Source organism: Vibrio taketomensis, from assembly GCF_009938165.1.
GTDB lineage: Bacteria > Pseudomonadota > Gammaproteobacteria > Enterobacterales > Vibrionaceae > Vibrio > Vibrio taketomensis.
Genome location: NZ_AP019650.1, coordinates 1,103,100 through 1,119,154 on the forward strand (window position 1 = coordinate 1,103,100; position 16,055 = coordinate 1,119,154).

General features: G+C 44.1%; 13 protein-coding genes. 9 read left to right on the top strand and 4 right to left on the bottom strand.

Features of this window, described 5'->3' with window-relative positions; all coding sequences use genetic code 11:
- Positions 1–3 precede the first annotated feature (3 nt).
- Both Vt282_RS18805 and Vt282_RS18810 read left to right on the top strand, forming a co-directional pair.
- Entirely contained in the window at positions 4–2,064 is a 2,061-nt protein-coding gene (locus tag Vt282_RS18805; RefSeq protein WP_162064385.1) for an alpha-amylase, read from the top strand.
- Positions 2,065–2,115: 51 nt separating this feature from the next.
- Positions 2,116–4,107: a methyl-accepting chemotaxis protein gene (locus tag Vt282_RS18810; protein WP_162064386.1), complete on the top strand. Its 1,992-nt coding sequence runs from the start codon at positions 2,116–2,118 to the stop codon at positions 4,105–4,107.
- A gap of 346 nt (positions 4,108–4,453) precedes the next feature.
- Here the strand turns inward: Vt282_RS18810 and Vt282_RS20965 are convergent, their stop codons facing one another.
- The 4 genes from Vt282_RS20965 to malK all read right to left on the bottom strand — a co-directional run bounded on the left by Vt282_RS20965 (position 4,454) and on the right by malK (position 8,626).
- Positions 4,454–4,924, bottom strand: coding sequence for an EAL domain-containing protein (locus Vt282_RS20965; protein ID WP_269472635.1), 471 nt, complete (start codon positions 4,922–4,924; stop codon positions 4,454–4,456).
- Positions 4,854–5,213 (bottom strand): EAL domain-containing protein, encoded by a 360-nt coding sequence (locus Vt282_RS21385; protein ID WP_332057989.1) that lies wholly within the window; start codon positions 5,211–5,213, stop codon positions 4,854–4,856. Before Vt282_RS21385 ends, Vt282_RS20965 begins: the two co-directional genes overlap by 71 nt.
- Positions 5,146–7,425: a diguanylate cyclase domain-containing protein gene (locus tag Vt282_RS18815; protein ID WP_232055208.1), complete on the bottom strand. Its 2,280-nt coding sequence runs from the start codon at positions 7,423–7,425 to the stop codon at positions 5,146–5,148. Before Vt282_RS18815 ends, Vt282_RS21385 begins: the two co-directional genes overlap by 68 nt.
- 88 nt (positions 7,426–7,513) lie before the next feature.
- Positions 7,514–8,626 carry a maltose/maltodextrin ABC transporter ATP-binding protein MalK gene (malK, locus tag Vt282_RS18820; RefSeq protein WP_162064387.1) on the bottom strand — a complete coding sequence of 371 codons (1,113 nt, stop codon included), beginning with the start codon at positions 8,624–8,626 and terminating at the stop codon, positions 7,514–7,516.
- A gap of 614 nt (positions 8,627–9,240) precedes the next feature.
- Between malK and malE the strand changes: the two genes are divergently transcribed.
- The 7 genes from malE (at position 9,241) to Vt282_RS18845 (ending at position 15,992) form a co-directional block, all read left to right on the top strand.
- Complete coding sequence (gene malE, locus Vt282_RS18825) at positions 9,241–10,419, top strand: maltose/maltodextrin ABC transporter substrate-binding protein MalE (protein WP_162064388.1); 1,179 nt, start codon at positions 9,241–9,243, stop codon at positions 10,417–10,419.
- 80 nt (positions 10,420–10,499) lie between these two features.
- On the top strand, positions 10,500–12,074 hold the full coding sequence (gene malF / locus Vt282_RS18830) for a maltose ABC transporter permease MalF (RefSeq protein WP_162064389.1): 1,575 nt from the start codon (positions 10,500–10,502) through the stop codon (positions 12,072–12,074).
- 12 nt (positions 12,075–12,086) lie between these two features.
- A complete protein-coding gene (gene malG / locus Vt282_RS18835; protein WP_162064390.1) occupies positions 12,087–12,977 on the top strand; it encodes a maltose ABC transporter permease MalG in 891 nt (296 codons plus the stop codon).
- A gap of 760 nt (positions 12,978–13,737) precedes the next feature.
- Entirely contained in the window at positions 13,738–14,271 is a 534-nt protein-coding gene (locus Vt282_RS20970) for a carbohydrate porin (RefSeq protein WP_232055209.1), read from the top strand.
- A gap of 218 nt (positions 14,272–14,489) precedes the next feature.
- Positions 14,490–14,720, top strand: a complete 231-nt coding sequence (locus Vt282_RS21390; RefSeq protein WP_269472666.1) for a carbohydrate porin — start codon at positions 14,490–14,492, stop codon at positions 14,718–14,720.
- Complete coding sequence (locus tag Vt282_RS20975; RefSeq protein ID WP_269472637.1) at positions 14,612–15,064, top strand: carbohydrate porin; 453 nt, start codon at positions 14,612–14,614, stop codon at positions 15,062–15,064. Before Vt282_RS21390 ends, Vt282_RS20975 begins: the two co-directional genes overlap by 109 nt.
- A gap of 85 nt (positions 15,065–15,149) precedes the next feature.
- On the top strand, positions 15,150–15,992 hold the full coding sequence (locus tag Vt282_RS18845; RefSeq protein ID WP_162048442.1) for a MalM family protein: 843 nt from the start codon (positions 15,150–15,152) through the stop codon (positions 15,990–15,992).
- Positions 15,993–16,055: the final 63 nt, after the last annotated feature.

Below are 16,055 nucleotides of genomic sequence, written 5' to 3' on the forward strand. Positions count from 1 at the left end.
GCAATGAAATTAAAAGCAGACTTGCTAACCATCTCTACTTTACTGGCATCAGCATGCGTTGTGGCGGAGCCTACCATTACTATTTCGACCACCACCAATAGTCGCAATTTCCCTCTTAACCCCGATCAACCTTTGGTTGTGCCATTGGTCAAAGACAGTTACACCATTGATGTCATCGGTATTGATGGCAACTGCGAAGCAACGGAGCCGCAAAAAGTGCTGTTTAATCAGCCGATTCAACTCAATTGCGGTGCAACCACTTCTATTCCCCTAAAAATTCGTTTTACTGGAGATTACTCATTTCGTTATGACGCAAATGAGCAGACTCTGCTCTTTAAACGTGAAGCTAAAAAAGCCAAAGAATCGGTATTTAAACGCCCTATCCCGAGTGTTGAATGTGAAATTTATCAAGGCGGTGAGGTCACCCTCAGTCTTGGCGATAGCTTTGCTGATGGAACGCTACTTCGTGATGCTTACTCCGATCAAATTGTCACGGTACGCAATCAACAAATTTCTATCCTACCTAGCCCGAAATCCGGAGGGTTGGTATTGCTTGAGCCCGTTGAGCGCTCACAACAAAACACGCCATTTACCTATCGCAATGCCAATATTTACTTTGTCATGATTGACCGATTCAACAACGCCGATCCAAGTAACGACAACAGTTATGGACGCAGAAAAGATGACCTGCAGGAAGTTGGCACATTTCACGGTGGCGATCTTAAAGGTGTGATCGAAAAGCTCGATTACATCGCTAGCTTGGGCACTAACGTCATTTGGTTGTCACCGATTGTTGAACAAGTACATGGCTTTGTCGGTGGCGGAGAAAAAGGGTCATTTCCTTTTTACGCTTACCATGGCTATTGGACCCGTGATTTTACTAAAATTGACGCTAACTTAGGCAACGAAGAGGACCTAAAAACCCTCGTTACTGAAGCCCATAAACGCCGGATTAAAGTCTTGCTTGATGCGGTGTTAAACCATTCTGGCTACGCGACACTGGCAGATTTGCAACTCGATAATATTGAAGTTACCTCAGCCAACACCCCAAGCGCATCGCAGTGGCAACCGAATGCTCAGCAAAGCTGGCACGATGTGCACCAATTCATCGATTATCAGAACCCTAATTGGACCAATTGGTGGGGCCCTGATTGGGTGAGAGCGGGACTGCCCAGCTACGACGCCCCAGGCAGTTCAGATATCACTATGACGCTTGCTGGTTTGCCTGATTTTAAAACCGAATCAGCACAAAGTGTCACCCCTCCAAATTGGCTTCTCGCAAATCCGGGCACGCGCGTAGAAGCACGAGAGAACTTCACTGTCGCTGATTATTTAATTGAGTGGCAAACCGATTGGGTGAAACGATTTGGCATTGATGGTTACCGCGTTGATACCGTTAAACACGTTGAGCGCGATGTTTGGCTGCGCCTAAAACAAGAGGCAAGTAGTAGCCTTGAGCAATGGCGAGAACAACACGCTCAAACAGGCCAGCCGTTCTGGATGATGGGTGAAGTGTGGGGTCATGCTGCCTACCGTAGTCCCTATTTTGATGACGGTTTCGACGCGTTAATCAACTTTGACATGCAAAAAAAACTCGATAAAGGCGCGGCATGTTTTAGCCAGATGGCAGACACCTATCAACACTACGCCAACACATTGAAGAAGGAGCCTGATTTTAACCCAGTTAGCTACATGTCTTCTCACGATACCGAGCTCTTTTTCTCTCGATTTAAGAATTATGAGCTGCAACGCAATGCGGCAAGTGCGCTATTACTGAGCCCTGGAGCCATCCAAGTCTTTTATGGTGATGAAGTAGGTCGTGACATTGGCCCATATGCCGACGATTTTCATCAAGGCACACGTTCAGACATGGCCTGGCAGCTCAGTCTCGAACAGCAAAAACTATTAGAACATTGGCAAAAAATTGGCCAGTTCCGTCAAGCTCACCCGGCTGTTGGTGCTGGTGAACAACAAATTATCAAACAAAAAAACGCGTTTGTATTTTCTCGAACTTACCAAGACGACAAAGTCATCATCGCATTCGTTGGCAATTCGAAAAAATAGCGCACTTAGTCATTTCTACCGTTGTTTAGGCTTATAGAAAGGAAATAAACCATGCGAAGTTCAGTCATTTATAGGATGTATACCGGCTTCATTTTAATCATTATCCTGTTCGCGATAACGGTCGCCATCATGCTCAAAGGCATGAATGATATTCACGGCAAATTCGAATCTGTCTCTAAGACGTCTTTGCCCCTTGTTGCTCTCTCAAATCATACCAGTGAGCAACTGCTGTACGCTGACAAATCGTTTAAGGATTTCCTGACCACAGAAAATCAGGAACGAATGAACATTCGCCGCCAAAACTTTTTTGACTCGCAAGAGCAGTTTTTGCTGACTTTAGCCGAGTTAGAGACAGCGAGCGCCGTATACCCTGCACTCGCACAACCTTATGCGACGATCCTTGAAATCGAACAGCGTTATTTTGGTGAAGCCAAACAAGCAATGTCTGACTATCAGCAGATGTTCACAGCTCAGGAGGCAGTGCAAAAGTCATCTCGCGAATTTCAAAAGTCATACAATGAACTCTCCGTAAATATGAAAGAGTACATTGCGGACAAATCGACCATTTCGAGCAAATTTTTAGCCAAGACCTACTTTATTAAACTTGGCGAGATCGAGCTGCTGATCTCAGATGCGCTCGCAAGCAATGATCCTGAATTTGTAAAAAGAGCAGTAGAGCGAAATAAAAAAATCGCGCCCGAACTCAATGATGCTTATGGGTCATTGGCTAAAGCAATTCCCGGCCTCAATGATGCTTTCGGTGACTCAGTGACTCAATTCTCATCTGAGATTAAACCTGGTTCTGGAGCATTAGATCTTCATAGTAATTATCTCAATGCGCGCACATCGCTTTACAACAAAATCGCCAGTTTAGCGACCATGATTGACCAAACTCTACTGGTATTCCAAGACTTTAACCGCATTGTGGATGACAGGCTACAGCACTCTCTGGATGAGGCGGGGAGCATCTACGCCTCAGGCATAACAAAAGCCTTGATCATCGCAGGCATCGTCATCTTCTTTGCCGCTGCGATTGGTTACCACATCGCACACAGTGTTCGTACGCCGCTCACCCGTATCCTCGATGTACTGGAAAGCTTAACCAAAGGCGATATGACACAACGAATTGAACTGCAGAGCAACAATGAATTTAGCCGCGTCAGCAGCCATATCAATACGCTTGCGGATAACCTTCATAGTATATTAGTCAAACTTTCTCATGCCTCTGCTGCATTGGCGACCACTGCCCGTGAAAACGAAGAAACATCGTCACAAGGACGAATGCAACTCGACGCACAGCGCGACCAAACCGCCGCACTAGCAACGGCCGCAACAGAAGTGTCTCAGTCAGTACAAGAAATTGCACGCAGTGCGAAAGGCTCTTTAGATATGGTTCAGCGAGTCGAGACCGCCTCAAATGAGGGGCGCACCATCATGAGTACCAACATATCGACCATCAATCAATTAGGTATACGCCTTAATGACTCCGTCAATACCGTCAATGAACTGCAACAGCGCAGTGAACAAATCGGCTCAATCTTAGACGTGATTCGTAATATTGCTGAGCAAACCAACCTTCTCGCTCTCAATGCAGCCATTGAAGCGGCACGCGCTGGGGAACAAGGGCGTGGATTTGCCGTGGTCGCAGATGAAGTTCGCGTGTTGGCCTCAAAAACATCGCAATCGACCAGCACCATTGAGTCAATGATTGGAGAGTTACAAGCAAGCTCGCTTGCGGTCAATGAAGTAATTAAGAGTTGTATGCATGATATGGAAATCTCTGTAACGCAAGCCTCCACCGCCAACAATACCATGGAAGAAATCCAATCCATGATTCTCCAAATCAGCGATATGAGCACGCATATTTCTCAAGCAACTGTGGAGCAAAGTGCAACGGCGGAAGAGATTGCTAGCAGCATCGAATACATCAATAAAGTGACCGAGCAAAGCTACCAAGCAATGTCAGAGATTGCAGAATCCAGTGAGTCATTAACGCGCTTGGTCGGTCAACAAAATGAACTGGTAGGACAGTTCAAACTGTAAAAGAGACAAATTAAACCTATCTCCATAATAATACGCGACTTTGTCGTACTCTTGTTTCTCGCTTAGTGCTATTGGTTTGGCCGCCGAACAGCTAAGCAGAAACAAGTTTGGCGTTACGCATAGCTGGCAGTGAATGACGTGCCTTACCACTTATTGATTCACTGTTTTGTAACCAGCCTGAGCTTTGCTCAGGCTTTTTTATTGGCGATTGAACAGTGAAAACATGAAAGCAAGATGAGGTATGCGATGACCAGTGTATATCGATTGCTAGGTCTTAATATCGCAGCTGGAAACTGAATTTAAGCGCTGAAAAGATGAGAGCGTATCCTGCATGGCAAAGAATGCATTAAGAACAGTGTACGCAGACTCGCTGTGACATAGGCTCTGTTGCACAAGCGTACTTATGCTCTAGCTCGGCTAGAGAAAGAGGTTTACTGTAGTAATAACCTTGTGAGATTTCAGCACCTAGGGTAGACAGCTTTTTCGCATGCTCTTGAGTCTCAACCCCTTCCATCACGATGCGATAACCCAGACTCTGCCCCATCGAAACCATGGTTGAAACAAACGCTAAATTGGATTGGCTATTCACCACATCTGAGATAAAACCACGGTCGATTTTCACCTCATTGAGCGGTAAGCGTTTGAGCAGCGATAATGAAGAAAAACCCGTACCAAAATCATCTAAAGAAATATCGATACCGACATTACGCAGCTTCAATAATGACGCAACACAAACGTCATAATCTTCAATCACCGCAGTTTCCGTTATCTCGATACAAAATAGCGAGTGGCAATCGATACTGAGTAATGGTCTCAATTATCTCTTGCGCAAAATGGGGGCTAATGAGTTGTTTGGCACTGACATTAATCGAGATCCTTCTTAAGGAACGCAGCCATGTCGAATTCACGACATCCTGACAGGTGCGATGCAAAAGATACTCACCCAGTCGATTGATGACGCCAATTTTTTCGGCCAATTTGACAAATTGAGTTGGCGAGATCTCACCTAATTCAGGAGAATGCCATCGGGCTAAAGCCTCAACACCAATGACCGCTCCAGACGAATGGCAGAATTGAGGTTGATAGAAAAGAGATTTCTTGCTTATCTATCGCACGAATTAGGTGATACTCCATTTTGAGTGCATTTTGGCCATTGACCTGCATCGTTTCGTGGAAATGAACAACCTGATTTCCACCCGCCTTTTTGGCTTGGTACATTGCGATATCGGCTTTTTTTACTAACGCCGAAGCACTCTGTCCATCAAACGGATAAAACGCCACGCCAATACTACTTTGCACCACCAGTTCGATCTCTTCATGCAACATTGGGCTCTCAATCGCACGCAGAATTTGATGAGCAATGGTTTCAGCCTCTATGCGAGTGCGAGTATGACAAAAGAATAAAAACTCATCCCCCCCTAAACGTGCGATGGTATGAGGTTTTTTGACAATGTCTTTAAGTACATCCGTGACATGACAAAGCAAAGCATCACCAACATGGTGACCAAATGTATCGTTAATACTCTTGAAACGGTTTAAATCCATCAGCATCACGGCAACGGGCGTAGCGCCATCATCCGCAATGTGTTTTGCAATGTCTTCCATCACTTTGCGTCGATTGGGAACGCCCGTCAAAACATCAAAATAGGCCATGTGATGGATTTTGGCAGCACTCTCCTTTTGGTGGGTAATATCGGTTATCGAACCGACGATACGACTGGATTGTGCGCTGTCTGATGTGATTGAAGCACCGCTTACTAATACCCAAATGTAGTTATTGTCTTGTTTTTGTAACCGCAGTTCGATTTTCAGTGGCGCTTGATTTACGAGGTGCTGCTCAACATGCTCCTCAAAAAGACATAAATCCTCCGGATGAATCAAGCGAAACAATAAATCGCTATCAATATCGTGATTGTGCGTTAGCTCACTATGCCCCAGCATATTGACCAATCGTTCATTGAGTCGCAGTGTGTTATCCGTTATCGACCAATCCCAAATGCCATCGTTGGAACTATTGGAAACCACATTCAGTAGCTCTAGCAACTGCTCTGAGTTTCGTTGACGAAGATTACTTGTATTAAGCAACTCTCCCCTTTCGATAAACAGCGCGAGCATATCTAGATAGCTACAGAACACCGATTGAGTGCCGATATTTTGTTCTTGTTTGAGCCCGTCTACTACAGCAATGAGTTTCCAACTGTTTTTACGTCCGGTCGCAATGGGTAGGATTGTCGCTACAAAATGCTCTTCATTGCTCAGATTAGGAAAATCGCGAACGTCACTGAAACTTTGCTGATTAATGTCGTTATGACAAGGCTTAATCATGCCCACATTTATCCAACTTTCGACGCGATAATTATTCTGTTCACCGTGCGCGAGGCAGGCCCAATCAAGATTATTCCCATACAAACTATGCGCATCAAGAATGGATCCAAATCCATTTTGCGCTTGTGCATAAAAGTTCTCAAACACTTCCGCCGGTGAGCGGCCAGCAACGTTAAGCAATTGATGGCGAATTGATCCTTGGTTTTCATTCACAATGCAGTCTGGTTGTGCATTGCCACATGAATGACGAACAATCAGTTTTTGAGAAATGGGATGAATCTTTGCCGAAAATGAGGAGCCATTAATACGTTCAAGAGCACGCACAAATGCTTGCCTTGTAAGGCGCTCTAATTGTTGATCTACCGTGGTTAGGGCAGGCTGGACGTGCTGGCCAAAAAAGATGTTATCAATGCCGACCACTGCGACATCTTGGGGAACCTGAATTCGGCTGTTTTTGAACTGCTCAATCATACCGATAGCGTTATGATCGGTCGCACAAATAACGGCCGTACATGGTGATTCACGACGAATAAATTCATTTGCCGCTTCTCTACCACCAGCGATAGAACAACTGCTCACACTAAAGAAGCGACCAATATCAAAATCGTTATTATGGCTAGCGACCACTCGTTGGTAGGCTTTAAACCTTGCTCGAACATCATTGACACTTAAATCACCGCAAAAGCCGATGTGTTGGTGTCCTTGCTCGACAAGCCATTGATATAACAGCTCCACTCCGAGACTTTGGTTGCTGGTAAACTGCTCGACTTCTAGTGGGGCGTAGCTGCCACCGACTGAAATAACGGGAATACCACGCGCCAAAGCAGTTTGAATATAAGAGTCTGAGGCAGTATGTAAAATGACGATTAGCGCATCGAAATGATGTAATGCAGCAGGATAATCAAACTCGTGGTTTTCTCCGCTGCGAACTAAGACTAAGTTAACATCGTACGACTTAGCCATCGTGCGTAATGTTGCGCTTATCTCCCCCATATAAAATCCACTTAACAGAGGTAGAATTACCCCAACCGTAGGGCGTTTTTTCGCAACTATCGTCATTTACAGGTATGCCTCCGCTAACTTAGTCCACACCGTTCTCTTTGTATAAACGTTGGCATGCACGCCCATCTCGGTGGAATAGATGACAGCGGTGAGCTGGGATACCAATCTCTAGGCAATCCCCAACGTCTACAGGCAGGGTATCTGGCTGGCGGAAGATCACGTCTGCATCTGCGCCCTCTAGGCTCAGATATACTTGAGTTTCATTGCCAAGCTTTTCAACGATGGTGATATCGCCATGAATAGATGCGTCACTTTCACTTGCTTGCACCAGGTGCTCTGGTCGAATACCCAGTGACATGCGGTCACCTACGTTGACCGTGGTGCCATCAACTGGAATCCAGAAACTCACCCCATTCATCAGACGCACTTTAACGCGTTCTGACTCAACCTCATCCACGTGCACGCTCATAAAGTTCATTTTTGGCGAACCAATAAAACCAGCAACAAAGCGATTTATTGGGTAGTGGTAAAGCTCCAACGGTCTACCAACTTGTGATACCGAGCCACCATCTAATACTACGATTTTGTCTGCCATGGTCATCGCTTCAACCTGGTCATGAGTCACATAGATCATGGTGCAACCAAGTTGACGTTGTAGCTTGGTGATTTGGCTGCGCATATTAACGCGCAAAGCAGCATCTAGGTTTGATAGCGGTTCATCTAATAGGAAGACTTTTGGTTGTGAAACCAGCGTACGGCCAATGGCTACGCGTTGACGCTGGCCACCAGAAAGTGCTTTTGGTAGACGGTCAAGTAAATGACCAAGCTGTAAAATTTCAGCAGAATGAGAGACACGTTTGTCGATTTCGGCTTTATCTGCCTTTGCCAATTTTAGGCTAAACGACATGTTGTCATATAAATTCAGGTGAGGGTAAAGCGCGTAAGATTGGAACACCATCCCTACACCGCGCTTTGATGGCTCTACATCGTTCATGCGTTTATCCCCAATATAGAGATCGCCAGATGTAATGTCTTCTAAGCCAGCTATGCACCGCAAAAGAGTCGATTTACCACATCCTGATGGACCAACAAACACCACGAACTCACCTTCATTGATTTCTAAATCTACATTTTTAGAAATCATTAAGTCCCCATATGCTTTACAAACGTTCTTTAACGTGACACTAGCCATATAGCTTATCCTCGAACAATAAATTCCAATCGCTGCTGATCATTCAATATATTTATCCAGCGAGCAATAGCCAAAGTAATAGGAAAAAAACGGGTAGTCTTTCATTTTACTCACGAAAGCTACCCCAATCAGCAACAAGCGAGTTTACGTAATAAATTATTCTTTTCATTCCGCTCCCAAACCAAATAAAAAGCATATAATCTACTCACTAGTGCCCATAATACTCCAGCAATACAGGAGCGCTGGAAAGGCTGGTTCTTACCTAACCCTCTGCTTGTAAAGTTTGTAACACATGATAAAAAGAGACATCCTCCCAAAAAAATAATTAGAAGGGGGAGTAGAAAAGGATGAGCAAAATTTAAGCGCCAAGATGCAATTTAGAATTAAGTCACATTATTAACCTTATTTAATTTGAACCAGATCTCAATAAGAACCAAATATTAGATCTCGATCACTATATTAATGATGGCTAGTTCTCGAAAAAATCTAATAGGCGTAGAGGCGTAGGAGGTAGGAGGATGAGATTAGCTGGTTTTTTTCTAATTATAACGGTTAGAACATGCCAGAACCTCATAGTTGTGGCCCTACATCTAGTATATTAAAGGACGTAAAAAATGAAAAAATTAAGTGCAATTGCTATTAGCACACTTGTTGCCTTAGGGACTTTCAGTGCTCACGCAGCTATTGAAGAAGGACAACTTACGATTTGGATAAACGGGGATAAAGGCTACAACGGCCTTGCAGAAGTTGGCAAAAAGTTTGAAGAAGAAACGGGTATTAAAGTCACAGTTGCTCACCCAGACGCAATGCAGGACAAGTTCCCACAAACAGCAGCAACAGGTGACGGTCCAGACATCGTATTTTGGGCTCACGACCGTTTCGGCGGTTACGCAGAAGCTGGCCTGTTAACTGAGATCAAACCTTCTCAAGAGATTCAACAAGGTATCGTTGACTTTGCATGGGACGCAGTACGTTACAACGGTAAGCTAATCGGCTACCCTATCGCAATTGAATCACTGTCTCTAATCTACAACAAAGACCTTGTTCCAAACCCACCAAAAACTTGGGAAGACGTGGCTAAGATTGATGCGGAACTGAAGAAAGATGGCAAATCTGCCATTATGTGGAACCTGAAAGAACCTTACTTTACTTGGCCACTAATGGCGGCTGATGGTGGCTATGCATTTAAATACACTTCTGAAGGCTACGATGCGAAAAACTCTGGCATTCAGAAAGAAGGCGTTAAAGATGCGATGAACTTCGTAAAAGGCCTAGTAGATAAAGGCGTTATCTCTCCTGACATGGATTACTCTGTATCAGAGTCAGGCTTTAACCAAGGCACGGTAGCGATGACCATCAACGGTCCATGGTCATGGAGCAATATCGACAAGTCAGGCATCAACTACGGCGTTGCAACACTGCCAAAATTCCAAGGCCAATCTTCTAAGCCATTCGTTGGTGTATTGAGCGCGGGCATCAGTACTGCGTCACCAAACAAAGATCTTGCAGTAGAGTTTCTTGAAAACTACCTACTGACTAACGATGGTCTACGTATGGTAAACAATGACAAACCTCTAGGCGCAGTAGCACTAAACTCATTCCAACGTGAGCTTGATGCCGACAAACGTATCGCGGCAACCATGGATAACGCGCTAAACGGTGAAATCATGCCAAACATCCCACAAATGAACGCATTTTGGGTAGCGACGAAAAACGCAATCATCAACGTTGTTGAAGGACGACAAACGGTTGATGCAGCGTTAGCGGATGCAGAAAAACAGATCGTTAACTAATTTTTCTGCACCACTTAAAGGAGGAGGCTTCCTCCTCCTTTGATTATCAGTATTTCCCCGATTTAGCTAGCAGGTTTCCTATGCAGTCAGTTCAAGGCAAAGATGCGATGCACGCACCAGAAGCCATCCTTCCGGGTAGCAAAAAAATATTCACTAAGTGGGCCCTATTAGCCACTGTCGGTACGATCAATGGCTACGCGACAATTCTTATGTATTCTCGTGGCGAGATTGCATTTGCCCTACTTACTATTCTTTTAACAGCGCTAGCGCTTTACATTTTCAGTAGCAAAAAGACTTACGCCCACCGATACATTTATCCAGGTATTGCAGGGATGATTTTGTTCATCCTCTTCCCTCTGGCGTATACGGTTGGCCTCGCATTCACAAACTACAGTGCTAAAAATCAGCTTTCTTTTGAACGCGCACAACAAGTGTTACTTGATAGAACTTACCAAAGCGGTGAAAGCTACCCATTTACACTATACAAAACCGGTGACGGTCACCAAATTGTTATTAAACAAGGTGATAAATTACTCGCGACACCAGTATTTCAAATCAATGGCCTAAACAACATTGATTTAGACCTAACTGAAATTACCGAGCCACAAGGCACCAAAGAGCCTATCAAGACTATCGTCAGCAACCGTGATCAACTCGGAAAGCTCGATCTACACATCGAAGACGGTGATGATATTCGTATGAGCGGTTTGCGTAAGTTTGCGGCGGTAGTACCTCTATACACTCTACAAGCCGATGGCGAAACCTTATACAACAACCGTACGCAAGAAACATTGCGTCCAAATATGGATGTGGGCTACTACCAACCAATCGACGAGAATGGCCAATTCATTAGTAACACCGTCTCACCTGGTTTTATCGTTAATATTGGCACTCATAACTTTGAACGTGTATGGAAAGATGATGGTATTAAAGAACCTTTTATTAGCATCTTTATTTGGACCGTTATTTTTGCATCTCTGACTGTATTATTTACATTAATTATCGGCTTAGTTTTGGCAAGTGTCGTTCAGTGGGAAGAATTGAAAGGCCGCGCAGTCTATCGTGTTATTTTAATTCTTCCATACGCGGTACCAGCATTTATTTCCATCCTTATTTTTAGAGGCTTATTCAACCAAAGCTTTGGTGAAATAAACATGGTACTAAATGCGATATTTGGTATCAGTCCATCTTGGTTCTCCGATCCATTCTTAGCAAAAACAATGGTGCTCATTGTTAATACCTGGCTTGGTTTTCCTTACATGATGATTTTATGTATGGGATTGCTAAAAGCGATACCGAATGATTTATACGAAGCGTCAGCTATTGATGGTGCTAATTTCATTGATAATTTCATTAAAATTACGTTACCAACAATGATTAAACCGCTCACACCGTTATTAATCGCTTGTTTTGCGTTTAACTTTAACAACTTCGTTATGATTCAATTATTGACGACCGGTGGTCCAAATATGATCGGTACGTCAGAGCCGGCAGGTTATACAGACTTACTTGTAAGCTACACCTACCGAATCGCATTTGAAGGTTCTGGTGGTCAAGACTTTGGTTTGGCGAGTGCTATCGCAACACTCATCTTCTTACTGGTAGGCGCGCTCGCACTATTGAACTTGCGCTTCACTAAACTTTCTCAGGATTAAGGAGTAATCAACATGGCGATGGTACAAGGTAAATCCTTAAAATACCGCGTGTGGGCAACGCATATTGCGTTGTGGATCTTCCTATCATTGATCATTTTCCCACTGTTGATGGTCGTGGCAATTTCGTTTCGTGAAGGTAACTTCGCGACCGGTAGTCTTATTCCAGACAAGCCTTCATTAGAGCACTGGAAACTGGCTTTAGGGTTCTCGGTCACCAATGCTGATGGAACGGTGACACCACCACCGTTCCCAGTTCTCACTTGGTTATGGAACTCAGTAAAAGTGGCGGGTATTACGTCAATCTTAATTGTCGCGCTCTCTACCACATCGGCTTACGCTTTTGCGCGACTGCGTTTCAAAGGAAAAGACACCATTTTGAAAGCAATGATGATTTTCCAAATGTTCCCAGCCGTGCTTGCTCTTGTCGCACTGTACGCACTGTTCGATAAACTAGGTCAGTACATTCCGTTTTTGGGATTAAACACCCACGGTGGTTTGATCTTCTCTTATCTTGGCGGTATTGCACTGCACGTCTGGACGATCAAAGGTTATTTTGAAACGGTTGATAACTCACTAGAAGAAGCCGCTGCACTGGATGGCGCAACCCCTTGGCAAGCATTCCGATTGGTATTGCTGCCTCTGTCAGTGCCGATTCTTGCGGTGGTGTTTATTCTGTCGTTCATTGGCGCCGTTGGTGAAGTACCAGTTGCATCGCTGTTGTTGTCTGATGTCCAGTCCTATACGCTAGCCGTTGGTATGCAGCAATATCTCTACCCACAAAACTATCTATGGGGTGACTTCGCAGCAGCAGCAGTATTATCGGCACTGCCTATTACCATCGTGTTCTTACTCGCTCAACGCTGGTTGGTAGGCGGATTAACCGCAGGCGGCGTAAAAGGCTAACAACCTCAATCATTAACCGTTAAATTCATGATTTAAAGTCAGCAGTTTTCTGCTGACTTTTTCTTTATCTTCACCACTCAAGCCAGTGACAATCCTCTCAATCTAACCTATTAACGTCACTGGATTATAAACCCAGCCACTGAGCTTCTTTTCCACTTCTACTAATGCTGTTTAATATCAAGATGATTCTGATACAAAAACAATCCATACCTAAGTAGCCTCAGAATGCTTAGGGATATAATACGCAATCAAATTTGAAATCTAGCTCACCAACATTATCAATTCAACGTAATTAATATCCAAACTCATGAAAAAGAGCTGACATATAATTTCTACCTAACAACAATATGAATAAAAATTAACAATTAATATAATATGACCTGCATCTCAATCTGATAAATATTCACCTTATCTTTTATTATTTTTATTGGTAATTTTATTACTAATCCATTAAGAACGATTGATAAGTTTGATACAGGTAACAAAAACAGGCATTAAACAGATAGAAAACCACTAACTCATCCTTATTTTAGTGATATTCATCATTTTCCACCCACTACTTATTCATCTACTCCCCCCTACGCCCTCCCTATATTTAGCGCGATTGGATGACGTTTCTTATCTACTCCTTCGGTAATCTTATTTTCGTCAAATACAAACGGGAAAGCATTCCCAACGACCTCTCTGCTTTGGTGTTTCCCCCAATTAACCCAAAGCAAGCAGAGACCAAATAATGATAAAAACCTTAATGGAGTTAAGAATGAAAAAAGTAAGTGCAATCGCTGCTGCTATTTTTTCTACTTTAGCAGTCGGAACCGCTGCTGCTGCAGAAGCAGACTTTCATGGCTATATGCGTGCAGGCTTTGGCGCAAACGCTGATGGCGGCTCACAATTTTGTTACGGTAACGGTGGCCCAACAACATTTGGTCATGCTGTAGGTCGTTTGGGTGATGAGTGTGATAACTACGCTGAACTCGCTCTAAACGTGAATAAAGTATGGGAAAGCAGTGAAGGTGGCTCGTTCAACATTCACACATTAGTTGCTTACGGTACCTATGAAAATGGCGGTTTAGACGGTCGCGGTAACTCTTTCCAAGCTATCGGTACAGACCCTGATGGCCCTTGGGAAGGTGAACGTGCATCATTCCGCGAAGCATGGGCAGACTACACCATGGCTGATGGCAAGCGTCTTTGGGCGGGTGAGCGTTACTATGGCCGTAAAGATGTACATATCATGGACTTCTACTACGTGAACAACTCTGGCGCTGGTATTGGTCTTGAAACATCGATCTAGGTTTTGCTAAATTCCATATGGCAGCAGTACAACATAAATGGAAAACCCTCTACTAGACGTTGACAAAAACACCTTTGGAAGGCACACAAGTTTACTCGACTGCTAACTCCATTGACCTACGTCTAACCGGCATTGAAACTAACGATAAAGGTAGCTTAGAGCTTCTTAGCAGCAAAACCATCACACACTGATGTACAAAAAATGCCATCGATAACGGCATCGGAAATTCAGGTGATTACAGCCTTGATAAAACAGGCTTCTTCTTTACCGCTGAGCACACTCAAGGATTTGATTTAGGTTTTAACAAAGCTGTGCTTCAATACGCTACCGAGGGCTACGCATGGCAGGCTTCGTTGGTAACCACACTGGTGACTCATACAATATGGGAGGACCTGGTGGCGACAACCAAGAGGGTCGTGAATCGGTACGCTTTATCGATTGGGGTGTGATCGAAGCAGACAAATGGAACCTTGGTTACTCATTTGTTTACGCTCAATTGCTAGACGACGGTAACGGTAACAGCGACGGTAAAGCACTAAGTGTTGTACTTCGTCCTGGCTACAAATGGTCTGAAACGATGAGCACAATCGTTGAGATGGGTTACCATCAAGATGAATACCCATGGGCAGATAAACAAGATCTCACTAAGTTTACTATCGCTCAACAATGGCAAGCTGGCTCAAATTTTTGGGCACGTCCAGCAATCCGAGTTTTCGCTTCTAGCTACTCTGGCGACAAAGCGGTTGATGACAACGATCTAATGTTCGGCGCACAAGTTGAAGCTTGGTGGTAAACCCATTAGCACTCACTTAAACGTCAGTATTGTCTAGAACAAGATAGCCAGCGAGTCTGGCTATCTTGCTTGCAGGAGTATATCAATGAAAAAAATAGCCACAGTGTTACTTGGAGTTTCGGTCTTATTCGGTTGCTCAAGCCATCAAGACTTTGGTAGCCATAATCCTACCGAGCAATCTATTTCAAAAATTGAGCAGATTGAATGGCAGCAGGTTGATATTCCAGCAAACTTTTCATTCCATATCAGTAGTAACACGCAGTATCTCACCAACCAAGATTTCTCCAGCCCTGTTGCTGGCTTTGCTTTTGAAGTCACCGAACCTGAAATCACCATTGAAGTATCTGGCATCGTTAAGCAACTAAAAGTATTCGCACCTAACCTCGCCCTTTACGACCAAAACTTCAATTTAATCAGAAACTACAATGCATCCTATTTTGATTACGATGACACCGACTTTATTCGCGGTGATGTCTTATTTGGCGATATCGTGCTCAACCTACCAATTCAAACAACCAAAATTTACGGTTTGATTTATACCACGAAGCAAGATCTGGCAGACACCACCGAACTTCTTCACCCAGCTAAAGCCATGGCTATCGCCAAGCGTACTGTGCCGCCACAAATTGATAATCCGATTGCTCAGCATGTTGAGCAAGGTGAGATTCGAATTGCGCTCAAACGTGACAGCGGCCTATCGAGTTTTATACAGTCATCAAAATCGGCATCCGCACCAGAAATTCCGGTAATTGCGACCAAAACAGCCGTTGTTGCATTACCTGAAACAGAAAACTACTACCACTCATCCATCAAAGCAGCCGTTGCAGCGGATGATATACCTAAGGCGCTTGCTCTGTTAGAGGAAGCCAAATCCATCGGCATCAAGGATGCCCAAAAGGTATTTGTGAATGCGGTAAACAATCGATAATCAACATTTAGCCCAATAAACTAAAAAGCCCCTGCTCATCATTCGATAGCCAGGGGCTTTCTC